This window comes from Methylobacterium sp. 1030, from assembly GCF_040544715.1.
Lineage (GTDB): Bacteria > Pseudomonadota > Alphaproteobacteria > Rhizobiales > Beijerinckiaceae > Methylobacterium.
In genome coordinates, this window is record NZ_JBEPKM010000001.1 from 318,327 (window position 1) to 340,933 (window position 22,607).

20 protein-coding genes are annotated in these 22,607 nt (G+C 73.5%); 5 read left to right on the forward strand and 15 right to left on the reverse strand.

Going from position 1 to position 22,607, the window contains the following annotated elements; genetic code table 11:
* Positions 1-15 precede the first annotated feature (15 nt).
* Genes ABIC30_RS01585 through ABIC30_RS01600 form a run of 4 tightly spaced genes read right to left on the reverse strand, consistent with a single transcriptional unit; the run spans position 16 to position 3,789 of the window.
* On the reverse strand, positions 16-564 hold the full coding sequence (locus ABIC30_RS01585; RefSeq protein ID WP_020091041.1) for a cupin domain-containing protein: 549 nt from the start codon (positions 562-564) through the stop codon (positions 16-18).
* Positions 565-583: 19 nt separating this feature from the next.
* Positions 584-1,522: an ABC transporter substrate-binding protein gene (locus ABIC30_RS01590; protein WP_354453717.1), complete on the reverse strand. Its 939-nt coding sequence runs from the start codon at positions 1,520-1,522 to the stop codon at positions 584-586.
* On the reverse strand, positions 1,522-2,616 hold the full coding sequence (locus ABIC30_RS01595; protein ID WP_020091043.1) for an LLM class flavin-dependent oxidoreductase: 1,095 nt from the start codon (positions 2,614-2,616) through the stop codon (positions 1,522-1,524). The genes ABIC30_RS01590 and ABIC30_RS01595 overlap by 1 nt, the downstream gene beginning before the upstream one ends.
* 27 nt (positions 2,617-2,643) lie before the next feature.
* Positions 2,644-3,789, reverse strand: a complete 1,146-nt coding sequence (locus ABIC30_RS01600) for an acyl-CoA dehydrogenase family protein (protein ID WP_020091044.1) — start codon at positions 3,787-3,789, stop codon at positions 2,644-2,646.
* 489 nt (positions 3,790-4,278) lie between these two features.
* On the opposite strand from ABIC30_RS01600, the gene ABIC30_RS01605 reads away from it, so the two are divergent.
* The 3 genes from ABIC30_RS01605 to ABIC30_RS01615 are packed head-to-tail and all read left to right on the forward strand — an operon-like array spanning position 4,279 to position 7,177.
* Positions 4,279-5,379, forward strand: a complete 1,101-nt coding sequence (locus tag ABIC30_RS01605) for an ABC transporter substrate-binding protein (RefSeq protein WP_020091045.1) — start codon at positions 4,279-4,281, stop codon at positions 5,377-5,379.
* A gap of 8 nt (positions 5,380-5,387) precedes the next feature.
* A complete protein-coding gene (locus ABIC30_RS01610; RefSeq protein ID WP_020091046.1) occupies positions 5,388-6,392 on the forward strand; it encodes an ABC transporter permease in 1,005 nt (334 codons plus the stop codon).
* A complete protein-coding gene (locus ABIC30_RS01615) occupies positions 6,386-7,177 on the forward strand; it encodes an ABC transporter ATP-binding protein (protein WP_020091047.1) in 792 nt (263 codons plus the stop codon). The genes ABIC30_RS01610 and ABIC30_RS01615 overlap by 7 nt, the downstream gene beginning before the upstream one ends.
* 12 nt (positions 7,178-7,189) lie before the next feature.
* On the opposite strand, the gene ABIC30_RS01620 is transcribed toward ABIC30_RS01615, so the two are convergent.
* The 4 genes from ABIC30_RS01620 to ABIC30_RS01635 form a co-directional block, all read right to left on the reverse strand.
* The gene (locus tag ABIC30_RS01620; RefSeq protein ID WP_020091048.1) at positions 7,190-8,548 is read right to left on the reverse strand and encodes an MFS transporter; all 1,359 of its coding nucleotides are present in this window, start codon (positions 8,546-8,548) and stop codon (positions 7,190-7,192) included.
* Between the two features lie 40 nt (positions 8,549-8,588).
* The gene (locus ABIC30_RS01625) at positions 8,589-9,494 is read right to left on the reverse strand and encodes an amidohydrolase family protein (protein WP_020091049.1); all 906 of its coding nucleotides are present in this window, start codon (positions 9,492-9,494) and stop codon (positions 8,589-8,591) included.
* A gap of 4 nt (positions 9,495-9,498) precedes the next feature.
* The gene (locus ABIC30_RS01630; RefSeq protein ID WP_020091050.1) at positions 9,499-10,734 is read right to left on the reverse strand and encodes an MFS transporter; all 1,236 of its coding nucleotides are present in this window, start codon (positions 10,732-10,734) and stop codon (positions 9,499-9,501) included.
* Between the two features lie 86 nt (positions 10,735-10,820).
* On the reverse strand, positions 10,821-11,561 hold the full coding sequence (locus ABIC30_RS01635) for a GntR family transcriptional regulator (protein WP_020091051.1): 741 nt from the start codon (positions 11,559-11,561) through the stop codon (positions 10,821-10,823).
* Positions 11,562-11,784: 223 nt separating this feature from the next.
* On the opposite strand from ABIC30_RS01635, the gene ABIC30_RS01640 reads away from it, so the two are divergent.
* Both ABIC30_RS01640 and katG read left to right on the forward strand, forming a co-directional pair.
* A complete protein-coding gene (locus tag ABIC30_RS01640) occupies positions 11,785-11,964 on the forward strand; it encodes a hypothetical protein (RefSeq protein ID WP_234081819.1) in 180 nt (59 codons plus the stop codon).
* A 398-nt stretch (positions 11,965-12,362) separates the two neighbouring features.
* Complete coding sequence (katG, locus tag ABIC30_RS01645) at positions 12,363-14,681, forward strand: catalase/peroxidase HPI (protein WP_020091053.1); 2,319 nt, start codon at positions 12,363-12,365, stop codon at positions 14,679-14,681.
* A 61-nt stretch (positions 14,682-14,742) separates the two neighbouring features.
* On the opposite strand, the gene ABIC30_RS01650 is transcribed toward katG, so the two are convergent.
* The 7 genes from ABIC30_RS01650 to ABIC30_RS01680 all read right to left on the reverse strand — a co-directional run bounded on the left by ABIC30_RS01650 (position 14,743) and on the right by ABIC30_RS01680 (position 22,590).
* The gene (locus ABIC30_RS01650) at positions 14,743-15,897 is read right to left on the reverse strand and encodes a M20 aminoacylase family protein (protein WP_020091054.1); all 1,155 of its coding nucleotides are present in this window, start codon (positions 15,895-15,897) and stop codon (positions 14,743-14,745) included.
* Positions 15,898-15,975: 78 nt separating this feature from the next.
* Positions 15,976-17,346 carry a DUF3100 domain-containing protein gene (locus ABIC30_RS01655; RefSeq protein WP_354453723.1) on the reverse strand — a complete coding sequence of 457 codons (1,371 nt, stop codon included), beginning with the start codon at positions 17,344-17,346 and terminating at the stop codon, positions 15,976-15,978.
* Positions 17,347-17,453: 107 nt separating this feature from the next.
* On the reverse strand, positions 17,454-18,992 hold the full coding sequence (locus tag ABIC30_RS01660) for an aldehyde dehydrogenase family protein (RefSeq protein WP_354453725.1): 1,539 nt from the start codon (positions 18,990-18,992) through the stop codon (positions 17,454-17,456).
* Positions 18,992-19,876 (reverse strand): NAD(P)-dependent oxidoreductase, encoded by an 885-nt coding sequence (locus tag ABIC30_RS01665; protein ID WP_020091057.1) that lies wholly within the window; start codon positions 19,874-19,876, stop codon positions 18,992-18,994. The genes ABIC30_RS01660 and ABIC30_RS01665 overlap by 1 nt, the downstream gene beginning before the upstream one ends.
* Before the next feature lie 101 nt (positions 19,877-19,977).
* Complete coding sequence (locus ABIC30_RS01670; RefSeq protein ID WP_020091058.1) at positions 19,978-20,889, reverse strand: LysR family transcriptional regulator; 912 nt, start codon at positions 20,887-20,889, stop codon at positions 19,978-19,980.
* The gene (locus ABIC30_RS01675) at positions 20,886-22,127 is read right to left on the reverse strand and encodes an amidohydrolase (RefSeq protein WP_020091059.1); all 1,242 of its coding nucleotides are present in this window, start codon (positions 22,125-22,127) and stop codon (positions 20,886-20,888) included. The genes ABIC30_RS01670 and ABIC30_RS01675 overlap by 4 nt, the downstream gene beginning before the upstream one ends.
* A gap of 13 nt (positions 22,128-22,140) precedes the next feature.
* Positions 22,141-22,590, reverse strand: a complete 450-nt coding sequence (locus ABIC30_RS01680) for an Lrp/AsnC family transcriptional regulator (protein ID WP_020091060.1) — start codon at positions 22,588-22,590, stop codon at positions 22,141-22,143.
* Positions 22,591-22,607 lie beyond the last annotated feature (17 nt).

Genomic DNA, 22,607 nt, shown 5'->3' on the forward strand with positions numbered 1-22,607 from the left:
GCCGTCTCCGGTCTCTCACGGATGCTTGTGGATCGGGTCGACCCAGTACACCGTCTCGGGCGCCTCGGCGGCCTCGACGTCGGGCAGGTTGACCACCACCGCCTCGTTGTCGGAGCGCACCAGCACGCAGTGCAGCGGCTCGTCGGTCGAGGCGTTGATCTCCTGGTGCGGCACGAAGGGCGGCACGAAGATGAAGTCGCCCGGCCCGGCCTCGGCGACGTATTCGAGCCTGTCGCCCCAGCGCATCCGGGCGCGGCCCGAGACCACGTAGATCACGCTCTCCAGTTCGCCGTGGTGGTGCACGCCGGTCTTGGCGTCGGGCTGGATCGCCACCGTGCCGGCCCAGATCTTCTGGGCGCCGACCCGGGCGGCGTTGATCGCGGCCTGCCGGTACATGCCGGGCGTCTGCGCGGTGTTGGCGTCGAGCCGGTCGCCGGGGATCACCCGAACGCCGTCGTGCTTCCAGCGCTCGGACGCGCCGTGGTCGTGGGCGTGATCGTGGGCGTGATCGTGGGCGTGGCCATGATCGTGGCTGTGGCCGTGGTCGTCGCCGTGGTCGTGCATGTCGGGTCCTCCCGCGCCATCATTGCACGGCGGCGGCGGTTTGCGAGACGCTCGTGTCGAGGATCGCCTCGGCCCGCGGCGCGCGGGCCTTCGGGATCAGCCCGGCGCGGAGGTAGAGATCGATGTTGCGCTGCTCGTCGGCGATCACGGACGCGTCGATCGGGACGGCCCGGTAGGCGGCGCGGCCGAACCAGCGCAGCGGCACCGCCTCCGGCAGGCCGATGAGCTTCGACCAGACGGACGCGTAGGGCGCCGGATCCTTCAGGGCCCATTCCCGGGCGCGGGCGAGGCGCGCGCCGAAATCGGCGAGCAGCGCCCGCTTGGTCCGGATCGCGTCGTCGCTCGCCACCGCGAAGGTCAGGCCCGGGGTGATGCCGTTGCCGTCGCGGATCACCCGGACGAGGCCGGCGAGCTCCGCCGTGGAGGTGTAGGGCTCCCAGGTCGCCCAGGCGTCGACCGCCCCGGAAGCCAGCGCGATCTTGGCGTCGGCCGGCGGCAGGAAGCTGAAGGTCACGCTGTCGGCGGGCAGGCCCGCCTCCTCCAGCGCCGCCAGGACCACCTGATGGCCGATCGAGCCGCGGTTCGTGGCGACGCGCTTGCCCTTCAGGTCGGCCACGGTGCGGAGGGGCGATTCCTTGAGCGCCAGGATCGCCAGCCCGTCCTGCCGGTTGCGGAAGGCCAGGAACGCCTTCACCGGCACCCCGGCGGCCGCCGCGAAGGTGAAGGGCGCGTCGCCGACGCCGCCCGCGTCGATCGCGCCGGCGTTCAGCGCCTCGAGCAGGGGCGCGGCCGCCGGGAACTCACTCCAGTCGAGCCGGTAGGGCAACCTGTCGAGCACGCCGGCCGCCTCCATCAGGGCGCGGGCGTTGCCGCGCTGGTCGCCGACCCGCAGCACCTCCTGCGCGTGCGCCGGCCGGACCGCCAGGAGCGCCAGCAGGGCGAGGATGACGGCGCGCATCAGGCGGCCTCGGCGGCGCCGCGGCGCCCGAGGGCGGCCCGGACGGCGGGCAGCAGCGCCCGGCCGTACTGGAGCGCGTCCTCCAGCGGGTCGAAGCCGCGGATCAGGAAGGTGCGCACGCCCAGGTCGTGATAGTCGAGCAGGGCGTCGGCGACCTGCTCGGGGGTGCCGACCAGGGCGGTCGAGTTGCCCGCCGCCCCGGTCTCGGCCGCGATGGCGGTGAACAGGCGCTTGTCGTGGCGCGGCCCCGCGGCAGCGGCCGCGAGGAGCCGCCGGGAACCCTCGTTCTGCGGCGTCGCCGCCGGGCCGAGGCCCTTGGCGGCCCGGACGGCCCGGGTCCGGGCCAGGATGTCCTCGGCGCGCTCCCAGGCCCGCGCCTCGGTCTCGGCGAGGATCGGCCGGACCGACAGGCTGAAGCGCGGCGCCCGCCCGTGGGCCGCGGCCGCCGCCCGCACCCGGCCGATCAGCTCGGCGACCTGCGCGTGGGTCTCGCCCCAGAGGGCGTAGGTGTCGGCGTGGCGGCCGGCCACCGCCAGCGCCGCCGGCGAGGCGCCGCCGAAATAGACCGGGATCGCGTTGACCGGCTTCACCTCGGAGAAGCCGCGCTCCACCCGGTAGTGATCGCCCGCGTAGTCGAACGGCTCCGCGGCGGTCCAGCTCTGCCGGACGATGTCGAGGAACTCCCGGGTGCGGGCGTAGCGCGCGTCCTTGGTGAGGTGGTCGCCGTCCTGGGCGAGTTCCCGGTCGTCGCCGCCGCTGATCACGTGGATCGCGACCCGGCCGCCGGTGAGCTGGTCGAGGGTCGCGAATTGCCGCGCCGCCACGGTGGGCGCCGTGAATCCGGTGCGGTGGGCGATCATCAGCCCCAGCCGCTCGGTCACGGCGGCGACCTGCCCGGCGAGCAGGAGCGCGTCCGGCGTGGTCGCGTGGAAGGCCACCAGCACCCGGTCGAACCCGCCCCATTCGTGCGCCTGCGCCAGGAGCTTCAGGTAGTCGCGGTCGATGGACGGCCCCGCCGCCGGGTGGATCTCGGAGGTGTGGCGGGGGGCGACGAAGCCGATGAACTCGACGGCATCGGGGGGAAGCAGGCTCATGGTGCGATCTCCGGGTCGAGGGCGGGTTCAGGCGCCGAGGGTGGCCCTGCCGGCGGCGGCGCGGACGGCGTCCCCTTGCGGCCAGTGGATGCGCGCGCACAGGACGTCGCGCAGGTGCCGCTCCAGCGGGTTCGCCCGGGACAGGCCGGCGTTGCCGGACAGCTCCGCGGCGCGCTGGACCGCCGCGACGGCGTTCTCCGTGGCGGTGAGCTTCACGAAGCCGGACTCGCGCGGCGGCGGAGGATGTCCCGCATCGACCTCGGCGGCGAGCCCGGCGACGAGGCGCGCGTTGACGGCGAGCAGCCGCTCGTTCTCGCCGACCGCCTCGTGGAAGCGCGGCAGGCTCGCCAGCGGCGCCCCGAGGCTGCCGGGCCGGCGCGCCCGCAGGAAGCCGGTGAACCAGTCCTGCGCCGCCCGGGCCACGCCGTCGTAGAGGGCGGCGAGCAGGGTGCAGCTCCAGGCCTGCTGCCAGGGATCGGGCCCCGACCAGCCGCCCGGCGGCCGCAGGTCGACGGCGTGGTCCCCTGGGATCGGCACGTCCGTGAAGTGGACGTCGTGGCTGCCGGAGGCGCGCAGGCCGAGATGGTCCCAGGTCTCCGCGATGCGGATGCCCGGCGCGTCGAACGGCACCAGGACGGTGCCGGTGCGCGGCTCCGCCTCGTCGGTGCGGACGAAGACGAGGCCGTAGGCGAGCCCCGGCGCCCCGGTCGCGTAGATCTTGTGCCCGGAGATCCGCCAGCCCGCGCCGTCGCGGCGGGCGACCGTGGCCGGCAGGCCGCCCCGCGAGGGCGTCCCGAGCTCGGGCTCGACCCGCAGGGCGTTGATCAGCGCCCCGCGCGCGACCGCCGCGGCGCCGACCGCGTCGGCGAGCGCGCGCGGCCACGGGGTGTCGGGCCGGTGGATCAGCCCGTGCTGGAGGTACTGCATCGCCACGACCAGGGCGGTCGCCGGGTCGGCGGCGCCGAGCGCGCGCACCAGTGCGGCGGCCCGCGCGAGACCCGCGCCGCCGCCGCCGAGACGCCGCGGCACGGTGACGGCCAGGAGCCCGGCCTCCCGGAGCGCCGCGAGGGAGTCGTGCGGGAAGGTCCCCGCGCGGTCGTGGTCGGCCGCGCGGGCGGCGAGCCGTCCGGCGAGGCTGCTGACGATGTCGGGGGGCGGGACGGCGACGGTCATGGGGTGTTCGGCGACGTGATCGGCGGGCGGCCGCGCGGCGCCATCCCGGGAGCTGCGATGGTCCGCCGGGACCCGGGTCGCGTCAACGGAATGCCGTTCCGAATATTCATGGATCGGAAGGAGGATGTTGCCGCGTCGTCGGACGGTGAAGAAGAACGTGTTTCCGCCCCCGGGGGCAGGAATCGATCGTTCTCCCGGTCGTCGTTCGGGATCCCGTCATCGAGAGACAGACGAGCGACGCTTCTCGCCGATGAGCCGGGGCGCCTTAGCGCTGTGCGACGGCGCCGATCCGTGAATGATCTTACCCGATCGCGCGAAAATAGAGGAAACGCTTTCGTTGACTCGGTCCTGCAGCGATCGAATACTCGGCACCTTGATCCCTCGACGGATCATTCCCGAAGACGAGGACGCCAGATCCGCCCGGTCGCGCCACCGGTGCGGTGACGCGCGCCGTTCCCGCCGCGCGGTCGCGCGGCCCGGAGACCCGAGATGACCGACGCGCCCTCCCGACCGGGCAGCCCCTCCTCCGATCCCTCGCCCTCCCGGCGGCGCCTGCTGCAGGTCGGCGCCGCGGCGGCCGCTCTGCCGCTCGGCCTCGGCATGGGCACCGGCCGCGCCTGGGCACCCGGACCGGGGGCGCCGTTCGACCCCGGCCCGCTCTGCCGACCCGCCGCCGCGGAGGCGCCCGCGGGCCCGCTCCGGACGGTCAAGCTGGCCTGGAACGCCACGGCCATCTGCACGGCGGCCGCGCCGCTCGCCAAGGAGCAGGGGATCTTCGCCCGGCACGGCCTCGACGTGGAGTTCGTCAATTTCGGCGGCTCGACCGAGGCCCTGCTGGAGGCGATCGCCACGGGCAAGGCCGATGCCGGGATCGGCATGGCCCTGCGCTGGCTCAAGCCCCTGGAACAGGGCTTCGACGTGAAGATCACCGCGGGGCTGCACGGCGGCTGCCTGCGGCTGCTCAGTGCCAAATCCTCCGGCATCGCCGACATCGCCGGGCTGAAGGGCAAGACGATCGCGATCAGCGACCAGGCGAGCCCGGCCAAGAACTTCTTCGGCCTGCTGCTCGCCAAGGCGGGGATCGACCCGGAGAGCGGGGTCGAGTGGCGGCAGTACCCGGCCGACCTGCTCAACCTCGCGGTAGAGAAGGGCGAGGCGCAGGCGCTGGCCGATTCCGACCCGCGGACCTGGATCTGGCTGAAGGACCCGCGCTTCACCGAGGTCGCCACCAACCTGTCGGGCGAGTTCGCCACCCGCACCTGCTGCGTCGTGGCCGCCCGCGGCAGCCTGATCCGGAACGACCGCGCGGTGGCGCGCGCGCTGACCCGGGCGATCCTGGAGGGCGGCCACGCCGTCCACCGGGATCCCGAGGCCGCGGCCCGGGCCTTCTCCGGCTACGGCGGCAAGGGCTCGATCGCGGATCTCGCCGCGATGCTGCGCAGCCAGCAGCACGGCGACAGCCCGGTCGGCGGCGATCTCAAGCAGCAGCTCGCGCTCTACGGGGACGAGTTGAAGCAGGTGAACGTCCTGCGGCGGTCCACCGACACGGCGAAGTTCGCCGAGCGGATCTACGCCGACGTGCTGAGCTGAGGCGCGCCATGTCCGGAAGCATCACCGCCGGCGTCGCCCCGCGGGCCGCCGCCCCGTCCCGAAGGCTGCCGCGGCCGCCCTGGCGGATCGTCCTCGCGGGCGGCGCCTGGCTCGCCCTGGCCGGCGTGACCCTCGGCCTGCCCGAGGCGGACGACCTGCCCGAGACCGCGGCCCTCGGGTCCGGCGCGGCGGCGCTCGGCCTCGCCCTCCTGGCCCTCGCGCCCGTGGCGACCCGCCTCGGCCCTCTCGGGTCGCGGCTGCGGCACGGGAGCCCCTGGCTCACGGCGCTGGCGGTGGCGCTGCTGGTCTGGGAGGCGGTCACGGCGAAGCTCGCCCTGCTGCCGATGCCGTTCTTCCCCTCGCCCCAGGCGATCCTGGAGGTCTTCCTCGACGACTGGCCGAAGCTCGGCGGCAGCATCCTCAACTCCCTGATCCTCCTCTCCGGCGGCTATGCCATCGGGGCGGCGACCGGCTTCGTCCTGGGCGTCGCCATCGGCACCTTCCGGGCGGTGGGCTACTGGGCCCATCCCGTTCTGCGCTTCGTCGGGCCGCTGCCGGCCACGGCGTGGCTGCCCCTCGCCTTCTTCGTCTTCCCGTCCTCGTGGTCGGCCAGCACCTTCCTGGTGGCGCTGGCGACCGGCTTCCCGGTCACGGTGCTGACTTGGTCGGGGGTGGCGGGCGTCAACAAGGCCTATTTCGACGTGGCGCGGACGCTCGGCGCCTCGCGCGGCTTCCTGATCCTGCGCGTGGCGATCCCGGCGGCGCTGCCGCACGTCTTCGTCGGGCTGTTCATGGGGCTCGGCGGCTCCTTCGCGGTGCTGGTCGTCGCCGAGATGCTCGGCGTGAAGTCCGGCCTCGGCTGGTACCTCCAGTGGGCGCAGGGCTGGGCCGCCTACGCCAACATGTACGCGGCGCTGATCGTGATGGCGCTGATGTGCTCCTCCCTGATCACGCTGCTGTTCCGCCTGCGCGACCGCCTGCTCGCGTGGCAGAAGGGGCTGGTGCAATGGTAGCCGCCGCGACCCTCGAACGCCCCGCCGCCCAGAGCGCCGGGGCCCGCCTGGCGGTCGAGGCCGTCAGCCACGCCTTCGCGATCCGCGGGGCGCCCCTGCCGGTCCTCGACCGGGTGAGCCTCGACGTGGAGCCCGGCGCCTTCGTGGCGCTGCTCGGCCCCTCGGGCTGCGGCAAGTCCACCCTGCTGCGGCTCGTCGCCGGCCTGGAGCCGCCCGACCAGGGCGCGATCCGGGTCGACGACGACCTCGTCGAGGGGCCGGACCCGTCCCGGCTCCTCGTCTTCCAGGACCCGACGCTCTATCCGTGGCGGACCGTGCGCGGCAACGTCGCCCTGGGGCTGGAGGCCCGCGGCGTCGGGCGGTCGCGGGCGGCCCTCGTCGACCAGGCGCTGGGGCTCGTCGGCCTCACGGGCTTCGCCGACGTCTACCCGCACCAGCTCTCCGGCGGCATGGCGCAGCGGGCGGCCCTCGCCCGGGCGCTCGTCAACGCGCCGCGGCTGCTGCTCCTCGACGAGCCGCTGGGCAAGCTCGACGCCCTGACGCGGCTCGCCATGCAGGCCGAGATCCTGCGGCTCTGGCAGGAGAAGCGCTTCACCGCGCTCCTCGTCACCCACGACGTCGAGGAGGCGCTGGTGCTGGCCGAGCGCGTGATCGTGCTCTCCGACCGCCCGGCCGCGATCCGGGCCGAGCTGCCCGTCGCGGCGCCCTATCCGCGCCACCGCGACGATGCCGAGATCGTGCGGCTGCGCCGGGAGATCCTGGGGATCCTCGGCCAGCCGACCTGACGGGTCGCCGCCTCAGCCCCGGGCGATCGACGGGGCCGCCCCGACGGTCGCCGCCCGCGGCTGGTGCCGTCCGATCCAGAAGACCAGGGCGCAGCCGACGCCGGTGAGCGCGCAGAGCGGCAGCAGGGCGACGGGGAAGCTGCCGGTCTGCTCGCGCAGCACGCCGATCAGCGAGGTGATCGCCCCGGTGCCGAGATGCGCCAGGGTGTTGATCGCCGCGATGCCGGCGGCCGTCTGGGCCGGCGGCAGCGTCTCCGTGGCGAGGGCGAAGAACGGGCCCTTGATCGCGTAGTTGCCGAGCAGGACCAGCGAGAGCAGGACCAGCGTCATCCAGAGCGAGCCCGTCAGGAGCGTCAGGGCGAAGCTCACCGAGGTCAGCGCCAGCGGCAGGGCCGTGCTCCAGATCCGCTCGCCGCTGCGGTCCGCCCGCAGGCCCCAGACGATCATGAAGACCGAGGCGATGCCGAACGGGATCATGTTCAGCAGGCCGGTCTGCAGGTTGCTGAGGCCGAACCCCTTGAGGATCTGCGGCATCCACAGCGACAGCGTGTTGCTGGTGGCCGAGCTGCCCGCGTAGATCACGGCGAGCAGCCAGACCTGCCGGCTCGCGAGCACCGCCCAGACCGCCGCGAGGCCGTGGGCGTGGTGCCCGGCGCTCGCCTCGGCGGCGCGCCGCTCGGTCTCCAGCCGGTCCGTCAGCCAGCCGCGCTCCGCCGGGCTCAGGAAGGTCGCCTCGGCCGGCCGGCTCGGCAGCAGCGCGAGGGCGGCGACGCCGAGCAGGACGGCCGGGACCGCCTCCATGATCAGCAGCCACTGCCAGCCGCGCAGGGACGCGGCGCCGTCGAGGGTGAGCAGCGCCGCCGAGAGCGGCGAGCCGAAGAAGCTGGAGAGCGGGATCGCGACCATGAACATCGCCACGATCCGCGCCCGGTAGGCCTTGGGGAACCAGTAGGTCAGGTACAGGATCACGCCGGGGAAGAACCCGGCCTCGGCCGCGCCGAGCAGGAAGCGGGCGGTGGCGAAGCTCAGCGGACCGGTGACGAAGGCCGAGCCGATGCCGACGAGCCCCCAGGTGATCATGATCCGCGCGATCCAGATCCGCGCGCCGACGCGCTCCATGGCGAGGTTGCTCGGCACCTCGAACAGGACGTAGGCGACGAAGAACAGGCCGCCGCCCAGGCCGAAGGCCGCGGCGGAGAGGCCGAGATCGTGGTTCATGGTCAGCGCCGCGAAGCCGACATTCACCCGGTCGACGTAGGCGATGAAGTAGCAGAGCACGAGGAAGGGGATCAGGCGCAGGCCGACCTTCCGCATCGTTCGGCTCTCGAAGGCGGCCGCGTCCGCCGCGTGTGGCGTGGTCGGTGTTGCCATGGTCCTGTCCTCGCTGGAATTCGGGCGGGGCCGCCTCGGCCTAGCGGTCGAAGCGGAAGAGTTCGGCGGGCGTCTCGGCCAGGACGATCCGGCGCTCGGCCGGGTCCGGCACCCAGGCGTCGAGATCGCGCCGGGCCTCGGCGGGGCTGGCCTGGGTCTCGAACTGCGTGTGCGGCCAGTCGCTGCCCCAGAGCAGGCGCCACGCCCCGAAGGCGCCGCGCAGGCGCTCGGCGGCCTGCACCGCCGTCTGCCGGCCGGCCTCGCCGCTGCCGATGCGGTAGGCGCCCGAGAGCTTGACCCAGACGCGGCCGCCGCGGCCGAAGCCGAGCAGGTCGGCGAAGCCCGGATCGGCGATGCCGAGGGCGGGGTCGATCCGGCCGAAATGATCGACCACCACGGGGACGCCCGCCGCGACCAGCGGCGGCAGCAGCCGCGCGAGGCGCCGCGCCTCGGCCTGGACCTCGATCTGCCAGCCGAGATCCGCGACGCGCGCGAGGTGGGCGCGCCAGACCGGGCCGGCGAAATCCGGGTCCGGCCGGCCGATCAGGTTGAGGCGCAGGCCGACGACGCCCTGCCCGGCGAGGTCGCGCAGGGTCGCGGTCTCGGCCTCCGGGGCCAGCACGGCGATGCCGCGCAGCCGCTCCGGCGCGGAGCGCAGGGCCGAGACCATGTAGCCGTTGTCGGTGCCCAGGAAGCTCGGCTGGATCAGCACGCCGCGGGCCATGCCGTTCCGGTCCAGCATGGCGCGGTAATCGGCGATGCTCGCGTCGTAGTCGGGGGCGTAGCGCCGGTCGCCCGTGAGGGTGAGGGCCCGGGTGAAGACGTGGGCGTGGGTATCCACCGCAGCGACGCCGGCGTCGGCGGTCCCGGCCGCGCGGCCGCGGGCGGGAAGCGCGAGCGTGACGCCGCCCGCGAGCAGGGTGCGGCAGAAGAGGCGCCGGTTCATCGGATCATCTCACGGTCTGGGGGATCAGCGCGCCGCCGGGCTGCCGATCCGGCAGGAGCGCGACGGCGAGGAGGACGAGCCCGTAGGCACCGAGGGCCGACAGGCCGATCGCCGGGCCGAGGCCGCAGATCTCGCTGAGCAGGCCGACGCCGAGGGGCAGCAGGCCGGAGGCGAGGCGGCCGGCGTTGTAGCAGAAGCCCATCCCGGTCCCGCGCAGCCCGTCCGGGAAGAGCTCGCTGAACAGCGCCGCGAGACTCGCGGGGATGCCGGCCGTGCAGAAGCCGAGGGGCGCCCCGAGGAGGAGCAGGCCCGTGCCGCCGACCGGCAGCAGCAGGTACAGGACGACCAGGGCCATGCAGCCGGCGGCGTAGAGCGCCACGGTCCGGCGGCGGCCGAGCCGGTCCACGAGGCCGCCGGCGACGAGGCAGCCCAGACCGAAGGCCGCGATGATGATGGCGAGGTAGAGCCCGGTGCCGAGGACCGAGGCGCCGCGCTCGACGCTCAGGTAGGTGGGCAGCCACGTGAACAGGGCGTGGAAGCCCCCGTGGGCGCCGAGGCCGAGCAGCGTCGCGAGCACCGTGATCCGGCGCAGGCCGGGCGCGAAGATCGCGAGCCCTCCGGCCCGTGACGGCGCCGGCCCTGCCACGGATCGGACCGGCTCGGGGACGGAGCGGCGGAGGTAGAGCAGGAGGAGTGCCGGCGCGAGGCCGCAGGCGAACAGGGCTCGCCAAGCCGTCTCCTGATCCAGCACCGAGAACGCCGCCGTGGACAGGAGCACGGCCGCGCCCCAGCCGAGCGCCCAGCCGCCCTGGACGGCGCCCAGCGCCCGGCCGCGGTGCTCGGGCCGGATCGCCTCCGCCATCAGCGCGGCGCCGGCCGCCCACTCGGCGCCGAAGCCGATCCCCTGCAGCGCCTTCAGGGTCAGCAGCTGGGCGAAGCTCTGCGCGAAGGCCGCCAGGAAGGTCGCGACCGCGAACCACAGCACCGTGATCTGGAGGGCCCGGACGCGGCCGATCCGGTCCGCCGCGAGGCCGCCGAGCCAGCCGCCGATCGCCGCCGCGACGAGCGTGACCGCGCCGATCAGGCCGGCCTCCGAGCGGCTCAGGCCGAAGCTCGCGACCAGCGCGGGAATGGCGAGGCTGAACATCTGCACGTCCAGGGCGTCGAGCGACCACCCGCCCAGACAGGCCCAGAAGGTGCGACGCTCGGCCGGACCGACCTCTCGGTACCAGCGGAACACGGGCTTTCCTCCGTCCTCTGAAGAGGACTAGTCATTTATATGAATAGATGAGCACGCGTGGGCCGGCGCGTCAAGGCGCCCGCCTTTCAGCGGATGTCGACGTGATACCGGAAGTCCCGGGCGGCGCCGCGCGTCACCCGCCACTCGATCGGGCGGGCATCGAAGCCGTAGGCGAGGCGCTCGATGACGACGACCGGGTCTCCGTCGGCGATTGCGAGGCGCTCCGCATCGGTCGCGTCGGCGATGCCGACGGTCAGGGTCTCCTCGGCGCGGGCGACGATCTCGCCGCAGAGACGCTCGTAGGCGGGGTAGAGGAGGTCGCCGATCTCCGTCAGCGGGGCCTGGAGGAGCGGCGCGAACCGCGCGGCCGGCAGCCAGATCGTCTCGGACAGGATCGGGCGGCCCTGGAGGTGGCGTGTCCGGATCAGCCGGATCGCGTCGCCGCGCGCGTCCAGGCCGAGGGCCTCGCGGACGGTCGCGGGGGCCGGACAGGCCTCGCGCGACAGGATCCGGCCCTCCGGCACCGCCTGGGTGCCGTCCGGGCCGAGATGCCGGAAGAACCGGAACAGGGACCGGTCGAAGCGCGGCCGCCGAACGAAGGTGCCGCGGCCCTGCTGCCGCTCGACGAGGCCGTCGGCGACGAGGACGTCGATCGCCTTGCGCACGGTGCCGATGGCGACGCGGTGGGTCGCCGCCAGTTCCGCCTCCGTGGGGATCGGTTCGCCCGACCGCCAGACGTTGCGGGCGATCTGGAAGGCGATCTCGTCCCGCAGGCGCTGGTAGAGCGGCAAGCGGAGATCGGGCTGAGGTGCGGTCACGACGGTCATGTGTATGACTGTATGACTATCGCCGGCAGGCGCCAATGGGCGACGGAGCGGTGCCGGCGCGCGCTGATCCCGTGGTCCACAGCGTCGCAGTACAGGATCCATTCGCCGGGCCGCGGGTTTCCGCCGGGATTTCCCGGGATCATGGTCCAGCGAGGCGCGGATGGTCGAATATCGTACGTCTCGAGAGACCCGTCAGGGTCGGCGCGGCAGGCCGGTTCTGATCGTGCTCCTCGTGAGTGTGGGGTTGATGGTCGCCGCCCTGGCCGGCCTGATGATCTGGCAGGGTGAGACCGCGCCGCCCGACTACGCCAGCCAGAGTCAGGCCGCCGCCCGCAAGGTCGTCACCGGCTCCGAGAGCGGATCAATCAGCGCCCCGCCGGCCGGGACGCGATCCACGCCCTGACCGACGTCGACCGGCGCCGGCCGTTTCGATCGGTCCGCGCGGGGACAGGACCTCCCCCCGCGAGACGACCATCATGACGGTCGGCCCACAGCTCCAAGACGAAGGGCAATGCCCGGGCGCGGGCCGTTGTCGACGTCGAGTCGATGCCGGCTCTCCGCGACGGCGGCGACAGGGCAGATCGCGACAACGTCATCGCGGTCTCTGCGGGAGCCTCCACCGCAAGCCCGGCAAGACTTCGACGCCCCGCGCTTGATCCAGCCGGAGACCGCCTCATTTCGTCACGAGTCTCGAGCGCGACGGGAATCGCCTGAGGGTTCGGACCGCCTGCACCGCCCACCGCCTTCGACGTCCGGGCCCCGCACGCCCGGCCGTCGCGCAACACCAAGGGGGACCACCCGATGAGCGAGACGATCGACAAGACGGACACGACGTCGTTTCACATGGCAGGCCAGTGTCCGTTCGGCGGCGACCGGATCGGCGGCGCCCACGGCAACCGGCCGACACTGGAGAACTGGTATCCCCACCGCCTGCGGGTGGAAGTGCTCCACCAGAACGGGCTGGCGGCCGATCCCCTGGGCCCGGATTTCGACTACGCGGCCGAGTTTGCCAAGATCGACTTCGACGCGCTCAAGCACGACATCAAGCAGTTCCTGACCTCGTCGGTGGAGTGGTGGCCGTCCGACTACGGCAATTACGGCCCGCAGATGATCCGCATGGCCTGGCACTCGGCCGGCACCTACCGGATCGCCGACGGGCGCGGCGGCGCCGGCACCGGCATGCAGCGCTTCGCCCCGATCTCGAGCTGGTGGGACAACGGCAACACCGACAAATCGCGGCGCCTCCTGCAGCCGATCAAGCACAAGTACGGCAACGCCCTGTCGTGGGCCGACCTCATGGTGCTCACCGGCAACTGCGCCCTCGAGATCATGGGCCTGCCGACCTACGGCTTCGCCGCCGGCCGCCTCGACGCCTGGGAGGCGGACGACGCGACCTACTGGGGACCGGAGGTCGTCGAGATGGGCTCGGTCTCGAGCTTCGACGACATGGTCAACCGCGACAAGCGCTGGCGGGGCAAGAACGGCGACGCAGACTACGACCTCGAGAACCCGCTGGCCGCCTCGCACCAGGCGCTGATCTACGTGAACCCGGAGGGCCCCTACGCCAGCGGCGATCCGCTGGCCTCCGCGCGCGACATCCGGATCACCTTCACCCGCATGGCGATGAACGACGAGGAGACCGTGGCGCTGATCGCGGGCGGCCACGCCTTCGGCAAGAGCCACGGCATGGTGCCGGCCAAGGAGATCGGGCCGCCGCCCGAGATGGCGCCGATGGAGGCGATGGGGCTGGGCTGGCACAACCCGAAGGGTGCGGGCTCCGGCAAGGACACGATGACCAACGGCATCGAGGGCAGCTGGACGCCCGATCCGACGCAGTGGGACAACGCCTACCTGGAGAACCTCTTCAAGTTCGAGTGGGAGCAGACCAAGAGCCCGGCGGGCGCCCTGCAGTGGACGCCGAAGGATCCCGCCGCGCCGAGGACGCCGGACGCCCACGTCGCCGGCCAGATGCACCCGCTGATGATGATGACGTCCGACATCGCCCTGAAGGTCGATCCCGACTACCGCAAGGTCTGCGAGAAGTTCCTCAACGACTTCGACGCCTTCACCCAGGCCTTCTCCAAGGCGTGGTACAAGCTTACCCACCGCGACATGGGTCCGAAGCACCGCTACCTCGGCCCGGAGGTCGTGATCGAGGACGGGCTCCTGTGGCAGGACCCGCTGCCCGAGCGGGACTACGACCTCGTCGGCGAGGCGGAGATCGCCGCGCTGAAACAGGCGATCTCCGGCACGGGCCTGTCGGTCTCGGATCTCGCCTTCACGGCCTTCTCGGCGGCCTCGACCTACCGCGACAGCGATAAGCGCGGCGGGGCCAACGGTGGCCGCCTCGCCCTCGCGCCGCAGAAGGACTGGGCCGTCAACCGGCGGGCCGCGCCCGTGGTCGAGGCCCTGCGCGGCGTGATGGCGACCTTCAACGGCGGCCGCAGCGACGGCAAGAAGATCTCGCTGGCGGACCTGATCGTGCTGGGCGGCTGCGTCGCCGTGGAGAAGGCGGCCCGCGATGCCGGGGTCGAGACGCCGGTCCCGTTCACGCCGGGCCGGGTGGACACGACCCAGGCGCTCACGGACCTCGAGATGTTCGAGTGGCTGAAGCCGGTGGTGGACGGGTTCCGCAACTACGTCGACGACGGCTTCGGGCAGATGACGCGCAGCGTCTCGCCGGAGGAGATGTTCCTCGACAAGGCGAACCTGCTGACGCTGACGGCCCCGGAATGGACCGTCCTGACCGGCGGCCTGCGCGCGCTCAACGCCAACCACGACGGGTCGAGCCGGGGCGTCCTGACCGACCGGGTCGGGGCGCTGACGACCGACTTCTTCCGCAACCTGACCGACGTCGATCTGGTCTGGGAGAAGGCGGATGCGGAGGGGATGACCTTCACGCTCAAGGACCGCGCGAGCGGGCAGACGAAGTTCGAGGCGACCCGCAGCGACCTCGTCTTCGGGTCGAACGCGCAGCTCCGGTCCATCGCCGACGCCTACGCGGGCAGCGACGGCCAGCGGCGCTTCGTGGCGGACTTCGTCAAGGCCTGGGACAAGGTCATGATGCTCGACCGCTTCGACGTGAAGGGTCACCGGCGTTACGGGCCGATGGCGGCCTGATGGCCGCCAACGAGATCGCCCGCGCCTCCGGCGCGGGCGATCTCTCAGGGTGCGCGCCGCGTCACGGCCTGAGGCTGTGCGCCCCCAGCGCGGCCCAGTAGGCGGCGCCGACCGGCAGGGCCTCGTCGTTGAAATCGTAGCCCGGATTGTGGAGCGGCAGGCTCTTGCGCGTCCCGTCGGTCCCGATCCACGCGTAGGCGCCGGGGCAGGCCTCCAGCATGTAGGCGAAATCCTCCGACGCCATGGAGGGGCCGACCTCGCCCCGGCGCGCGGTGATGTCCGGGACGGCCCCGGCCGCCTCCAGGGCGGTGCCGACGGCGTCGGCGGTGTTGACGGTGGCGGGGTATCCGAACCGGTAGTCCACCTCCGCGCGGGCGCCGTGCGTGGCGGCCGTCCCGCCCGCGATCGCCTCGACGAGTTCGGCCACGCGCTTGCGCACGGCCTCGTCCAGGCAGCGGACCGTGCCGCGGATGACCGCGCGCTCGGGGATGACGTTGTAGGCGTCGCCGCCGTGGATCTGCGTGACGCTGAGGACGACCGGGTCCGTGGGGGCGATCCGGCGGCTCACGATGGTCTGCAGAGCGAGGACGATTTCGGAGGCGACCACCAGCGTGTCGGTGCCGCGCTCCGGCATGGCCGCGTGGGTGCCGAACCCGGCGACCGCGATCTCGAACGTGTCGAGGGAGGCCATGATGGCGCCGACCCGGGTCGCGAAGGTCCCCAGCGGCAAACCCGGCCAGTTGTGCAGGCCGTAGACGGAATCGCACGGGAACAGCCGGAACAGGCCGTCCTCGACCATGGCGCGCCCGCCGCCCTCGCACTCTTCCGCCGGCTGGAAGATGAAGTGGACCGTCCCGGACAGGTCGGTGCGCGACGCGAGGTGCCGGGCCGCGCCGAGCAGCATCGCCACGTGGCCGTCATGGCCGCAGGCATGCATCACGCCGGGCGTCCGGGAGGCGTGAGCAGCGCCCGTCGCCTCCTGGATCGGCAGGGCGTCCATGTCGGCGCGCAGGCCGATGGTCGGGCCGTCGCCCCGGCTCAGGGTCCCGACCACGCCGGTGCGACCGAGCCCGGTCTTCACCGACAGGCCGCAGGCGGCCAGTTCCCGGGCGACGAGATCCGCCGTGCGGACCTCCTGGAAGGCCAGCTCGGGATGGGCGTGCAGGTCGCGCCGCCACGCGACCATCCGCTCCACGGTCTCCGCCTCGATGCGCATGCGATCTCTCTCAGATACGGGAGGCTGCCGAAGCGCCTCGATCCCCCGCCCGGACCCTACGCCGATCGGCGCGGCGGTTCACCCCAGCGGTGGGTGCATGAAGAACTGCGCGATGAGGGCCGCGCCGAGGAAGGTCCCGGCATTGGCCATGAACGAGACCACGACGATCCGCCAGCCGAGGCGGCGGAAGGCGGGCACGTCCTTGGCGACCGAGAGCCCCGCGAAGGTCAGGATCGGCGTGGCGAGCGCCAGGAAGTTGAGCTTGCCGGTCAGGGCGGCGATCTCGGCGGCGTAGGGCGTCCCGGGATAGGTCAGCGCCATGCCGATGATCGACACCCAGAGGACGGCGGGCAGGCGCCGGCCGAGGAGCAGGTAGAGGCCCCAGCCGGCGAGCACGGTGCCGATGATGATCGCCATCCCGGCCACGACGCTCGCGTCGGGGACGATTCCGTAGGTCAGCCAGTTGCCGATCAGCCCGTAGGCGCCGATCAGGATCCAGGCGAGCACGGTCTCGCCGAGGCCGATCCGCACCTCCCCGTGGGCCGGCTGATGGGCCGGCGCCTGCGGGTCGGCGGCCGCCGGGCGGGCGGCGTCCGGCCGGTTGCGGCCGAGGATCGGCTCCAGCTTGCCGTAGGCCCAGATCGTGAAGGGCAGCGACAGGAACAGGGTGAAGTACGTGCCGATCGTGGTGGTCACGAGGTTGCTGGCGGCCGCGAAGGTGGCGACGTCCTTGGCGACCTCGGGCGTCTGCTGGGCCGCGATCGCCCCCGAGGCCGCGGCCATCATGCTGCCGGAGCCGACCCCGGCCCCCATCGCCAGCGCCAGCGGGTTGAAGATGCCGAGGCTGGTGATCAGCCCGGCCAGCAGGGCGATGAACACCGCGCCGAACACCGTGCCGGTCAGGTACTCGGCCAGCACGCCGCGCCCCTCCGGCGAGTCCATGCCGTAGCGCTCGCCGATGATGGCGAGGCTGGGCTCGCGACCGACCGAGAAGGTCGCGCCGATCGCCTCGCGCTTGATGCCGAGCAGGAGCGCGACCGGCAGGCCGAACACCATCGTGCCGAAGAAGTGGCCGAATTCCTGGAAGGCCAGGGCCCAGCCCGAGGCGAGGATCTTCGGCAGCGACCCGCCGACGAGCAGGCCGAGCTTGGCGATGAAGATCAGGAGCGCCGGCTGCAGGTAGGCGCCGGCCGCGTTCTGCAGGGCGGTCGACAGCCGCAGCGGCCCGGGCAGGCGCGGGCTCATTAGCCCCAGCGCGCCGCCCAGCAGCAGGGCCCAGAGCAGCGGGAGCAGCACGATCTTGCCGGCGCCCACCGGGATGCTGACGTTGCCGATCGCCTCCGCGATGACGACGATGACGAGGGCGAGCAGGAACAGCGTCAGCTTACCCCCGCCCGAGACGGGCGGCGCGACCGGCCGCGTGTTCGTCGCAAACAGTTCCCCCGCCATCGTCATCCTCCTTGGCCCCCCTCGGGGCTGCCCGTTGCTCCGCCTGCCGGTCTTGATCGCCGGCTTGGCGTTAGATCGTCTCGGTCATTGCGCCCGTGGCGTCGGGCTCAGCCCACGTAGCCGAAGGTGACGGCCGGCGCGGCGGCGGTCTCGACCCAGACGCTCTTGGTCTGGGTGTAGGCCATCAGCGCCTCGCGGCCGGAGGAGCGGCCGAAACCCGAGCGGCCGAAGCCGCCGAACGGCGAGGCCACGTTGATGGTCTTGTAGCCGTTCACCCAGACGGTGCCGGCCCGCAGAGCCGCCGCGACCCGGTGGCCGCGCCCGCCGTCGCCGGTCCAGACCGCGCCGGCGAGGCCGTAGGGCGTGCCGTTGGCCAGCGCGATCGCCTCGTCCTCGCCGTCGAACGGCAGGACCGCCAGGACCGGGCCGAACACCTCCTCCCGGGCGATCGCCGCGTCCGGCGCGACGCCGTCCACGATGGTCGGGCCGTAGTAGAAGCCGCCCGTGTCGCGTAAGGCGGCGGGGCAGGCCCCGCCGGTCGCGATCGTGGCGCCCGCCGCGGCGGCGGCCTCGACCATGTCGGCGATCTTGTCCCGCTGGCGCCGGTTGTTGATCGGGCCGATCTGCGTCTCCGGGTCGGTCGGCGCGCCCACCGGGATGCGCGCGGCGGCGCGGGACAGGCGCTCGACGAAGGACGCGTGGATCGAGCGGTGCACGAGGAGCCGGGAGCCCGCCACGCAGCTCTGGCCGGCGCCGCCGAAGATCGCGGCCTGCGCGCCGATCAGCGCCCGGTCGAGGTCGGCGTCGGCGAACACGATGTTGGCCGACTTGCCGCCGAGCTCCAGCACGCTCGGCACGATGGCGCGGGCCGCCGCGGCGGCGATCTGCGCGCCCGCCTCGGCCGAGCCGACGAACACGACGAGCCGCGTCTCGGGATGGGCGACCGCGGCGGCGCCGGTGGTCGGGCCGGCACCGGCCAGCACCGAGACGAGGCCGCGGGGCATCCCCTCGGCGCGGTCGCAGAGCAGGCCCAGCGCCAGCGAGGTTAGCGGCGTCAGCTCGGAGGGCTTCAGCACCACGGCGTTGCCGGCGCAGATTGCCGGCGCGATCTGCCAGCCCGCGGTGAAGATCGGCGCGTTCCAGGGCGTGATCTGCACGACGGTGCCGAAGGGCTCGTGGCGGGTGTAGTTCAGGTGCGAGGTCGGGACCGGAATGACGTCGCCGTGCAGCTTGTCGCACCAGCCGGCGTAGTACTCGAACATCTCGGCGACCTTGGCGACCTCGCCGCGGGTGTCGCGGATCGGCTTGCCGGCCGAGAGGGTCTCCAGCTCGGCGAGCGCGCCGGCGTGCTGCCGGACCAGGGCGGCGACCGCCCACAGCGCGCGACCGCGGGCGGCAGCGGTCATCCCCCACCACGCGCGCTGGGCGTCGCGAGCCGCCGCCATGGCGGCCTCGACGACCGACGGGCCGGCATCGGCGAAGGTCGCGAGCACGCCGCCGTCGGCGGGGTTGGTGAGATCGAGGGCGGCGCCGGTCCCGGCGAGGATCTCGCCGGCCACGACGCTGCCGATGCGGCCGCCCGGCAGCAGGTCGGCCAGGAGGGCGGCGACCCGGTCGGCGGCGGGCGAGTGCGGCGTGCCGGACATCAGTGGGCTCCCTTGGGATCGCGGTAATCGGCCATGCGGGTGAAGTCGGCCGTGTCGGGGATGGCGGGTTGCGTCGCCTGCCAGATCCGCTTCACCTCGGCGGAGAGCGGCAGGTCGATCCCGCATTCGGCGGCGAGTTCGAGGGCGAGGCGCACGTCCTTGCGCATCAGACCGGCCGAGAAGCCGCTGTCGAAGGTGCCGGACTGGACCCAGCGCGGGATCATGACCTCGCTGATCGCGCTGCGGCCGGTCGCGGTGTTGACGACCTTGACGGCCTCCTCGGCCGAGAGGCCCGCCGCCTCGGAGAGGCGCAGGGCCTCGCCGGTGGTCACCAGATGGGCCGCCACCAGCAGGTTGTTGACGAGCTTGACGATGTTGCCGGCGCCCGATGGCCCGACATGCGGCGCGCGGGCCGACATGGCCTCCAAGACCGGGCGGGCCAGCTCGTAATCCGCCGCGGCGCCGCCGATCATCATGGTCAGGGTGCCCTCGGCGGCGCCGGACGGGCCGCCGCTCACCGGGGCGTCGAGGAGGGCGTGACCGGCCGCGGCGAGGCGCTCGGCGAGGCGGCGGGTCGTGCCGGGATCCGAGGTCGAGGTGTCGATCACCACCACCTTCCGGTCGGTCCGGGACAGGAACCCGCCCTCCGCGGTGACCACCGCCTCCACGTCCCGCGCCAGCGGCAGCGAGAACACCAGGGCGTCGGCCCGGCCGAGCACGTCGTTGAGGGCGTCGAGGACGGTGACGCCGGCCGCCTCGGCGGCGGGGCGCCGGGCCGGACTGAGGTCGTAGCCCAGGACCGCGAAGCCCTTGCGGGCCAGGGTCGCGGCCATGCCCAAACCCATGTTGCCGAGCCCGACGACGCCTACCGTTGCGATGGTCATGCCGATCCGTCCTCACGAAGCGGCACGATAGTTCCGGCAAACGAGCGTTGCGACAACAACCGATTTCTGCACGAAGCGTGCGGAAAATCCGCACGCTCGCGTCACGCCGGCGGCGGCCGGAACGCCACCATGTGGTCGGCCAGCCAGCCGAGCAGCCGCGCCGCGCCCTCCGGCAGGCGCCGCCCCGCGCGGACGACGAGGTGGGCGCTCGCCTCCGACAGGATGGCGTCGCGCAGCGGCAAAGCCGCGAGGAGGCCGTCGCGCAGCTCGGCCGCGACCACGAAGCGGGGCAGGAACGCGACGCCCATGGCGGCCATCACGAAGCGGCGGTGCAACTCGAAGGACGCCGTCTCCAGCCGCGGCACCAGCCGGAATCCGCCGTCGGCCTCGACGCGGCCGATCAGCTGCCGGACCCCGTGGTCGGGGGGCAGGAGGGCGGCGGGCTCGGTGGCGAAGCTGCGCAGCGGGACCGGCGCCGCCCCGTCGGCGAGGGGATGCCCCATCGGCAGGACGGCGAGGAGCGGCTGCCGGGCGGAGACGATCCCGCGGACGTCCGGGTGCGCGGGCGGGTTGTAGACGAGGCCGATATCCGCGTCCCCCCGGGCGATCGCCGCCAGGATCCCGTCGGTCGTGCCGATCTCGACCTGATAGGCGATGCCCGGATGGTCCTGGGCGAAGCCGGCCAGGGCGTTGTCGAGGAGGTCGATCAGGAAGCCGGCGCCGCAGCGCAGGCTGACCGTGCCCCGCTGCACCCCGCGCAGGCGCTTCAGCTGGTCCTCCAGCAGGGCCGCCTCGTCGGCCTGCCGCTGCGCGTGCTCGGCGACGAGGCGGCCGGCCTCGGTGGGGACCACGCCCCGGGGCAGGCGCTCGAGCAGGGTCTCGCCGACCTGCGCCTCCAGCTCGATGATCTGCCGGCTCACCGCCGAGGCGGCGACGTTCAGGACATCGGCGGCCGCCCGGACCGAGCCCGCGCGCACGACGGCCAGCAGGTAGCGCAGCGCGCGGTCGTTCACGGCGGCGGGTCCCCGGCGGCCGCGCCGCGCCGGTCGACCGCGACGGCGCCCCGCGCCACGACCAGCACGGGCTCCTGGCGCTCCACGATCACCTGCGGCACGCCGCCGGCCGCGAAGGCGATCAGGTCGGCCCGCGCGCCGGGCGCCACCGCGCCCGGACCGAGGCCCAGCACCCGCGCCGGGACGGCGGTGATCGGCGCCAGCAACGCCGCGAGGTCCGCGTCGGTGCGCAGGTCGAACCGGTAGGCGGCGAGCTGGGCGCGGGCGACCATGCCGGTGACCGTGGCGGGGTTCCAGCAGTCGCGGACGTTGTCGGTGCCGAGGCAGACCGGGACGCCGAGTTCGCGCAGCCGCGGGATCGGCGGGCATCGGGCCCCGCCCGGCACGCTGCTGAGGATCGCGACGCCGGCCCGGTTCAGGGCCTCGGCGATCCGGCCGAGTTCCAGGTCGTCGGCCTCCGCGAGGGCGAAGGCGTGGCTGATCGTGACCTGCCCGCCGAGCCCGGCCGCCGCTGTCCGGGCCGCGATCGCCGCGATCGTGGCGAGTCCGGCCGCGCCGCCCTCGTGGAGATGGATGTCGATGCCCCGCCCGTGCCGCTCGGCCAGGGCGAAGACGATGTCGAGGTGACCGTCGCGGTCTCCGTCGATGCCGACGGGATCGAGGCCGCCGACGAGGTCCGCGCCCATCCGCAGGGCCGCGTCCAGGTCGTCGGCGACCGGCGGGCAGCCCAGGATCCCGCTCTGCGGGAAGGCGACGATCTGGATCTGCAGGCGGTCGGCCCAGCGCGCCCGCAGGTCGAGGATCTGGGCGAGGTGGTCGAGCCGCGTGACGTCGTCGACGTCGACATGGGTCCGCAGGCTCGTCGTGCCGCCGCGGAGCAGGCGTTCGAGCAGCGCCTCGGCGCCCTGCTCGGCGAGCGGGATCCGCGTGGCGCGGCGGAACGCCTTCTCGTCGTCGATGATCGCGCGGACGGACCCCGCCGCCGCGTGCGGGCGCCACGGCAGGCCGAGCAGGCACTTGTCGAGGTGGACGTGCCCGTCCGACAGGCCCGGCAGCACCAGGGCGCCGCCGAGATCGATCGTGCGGCCGGCGGGCGGGAGCGGCGCGCCGGGATCCCGCAGCGCCGCCACGCGGTCGCCCCGGATGTCGATCGTCGCCCGGCTTCCCTCGGCGAGCGCGGCGTCGTGGAGGCGCAGGTCGCAGGAGGCGTCCCAGCGCGGTTCGGTGCTCGGCGTCATGGCGGGGCTTCCTTCAGAGCGGCCGGCCGGCGGCCACGACGGTCCGGATCGCGAAGCTCGACTGCAGCCGGGCGACCCCCGGCAGCCGCGACAGGACATCCTTGTGCAGCCGCTCGTAGTCGGCCGCGTCGATCACCTTGAGCTTCACGAGGTAATCGGCCGTCCCGGTCATCAGATAGCAGTCCTGCACCTCGGGACAGCGCCGGACGGCCGCCTCGAACCGGTTGAGATAGTCCTCGGTCTGGCGGTCCAGGGTGAACTGCGTGAGGACCACGAGGCCCGGCCCGTCGACCGCGCCGCCGATCAGCGCGGTGTAGCCCCGGATGATTCCGGATTCCTCCAGCAGCCGCACGCGGCGATGGCAGGCGGACGCCGACAGGCCGACCGCCGCGGCGAGATCCGCGTTGCTGATCCGGCCGTCGCCGCGCAGGGCCTGGATGATGCGGCGGTCGATCGCGTCCACGCGCGCCTCGCAGGATC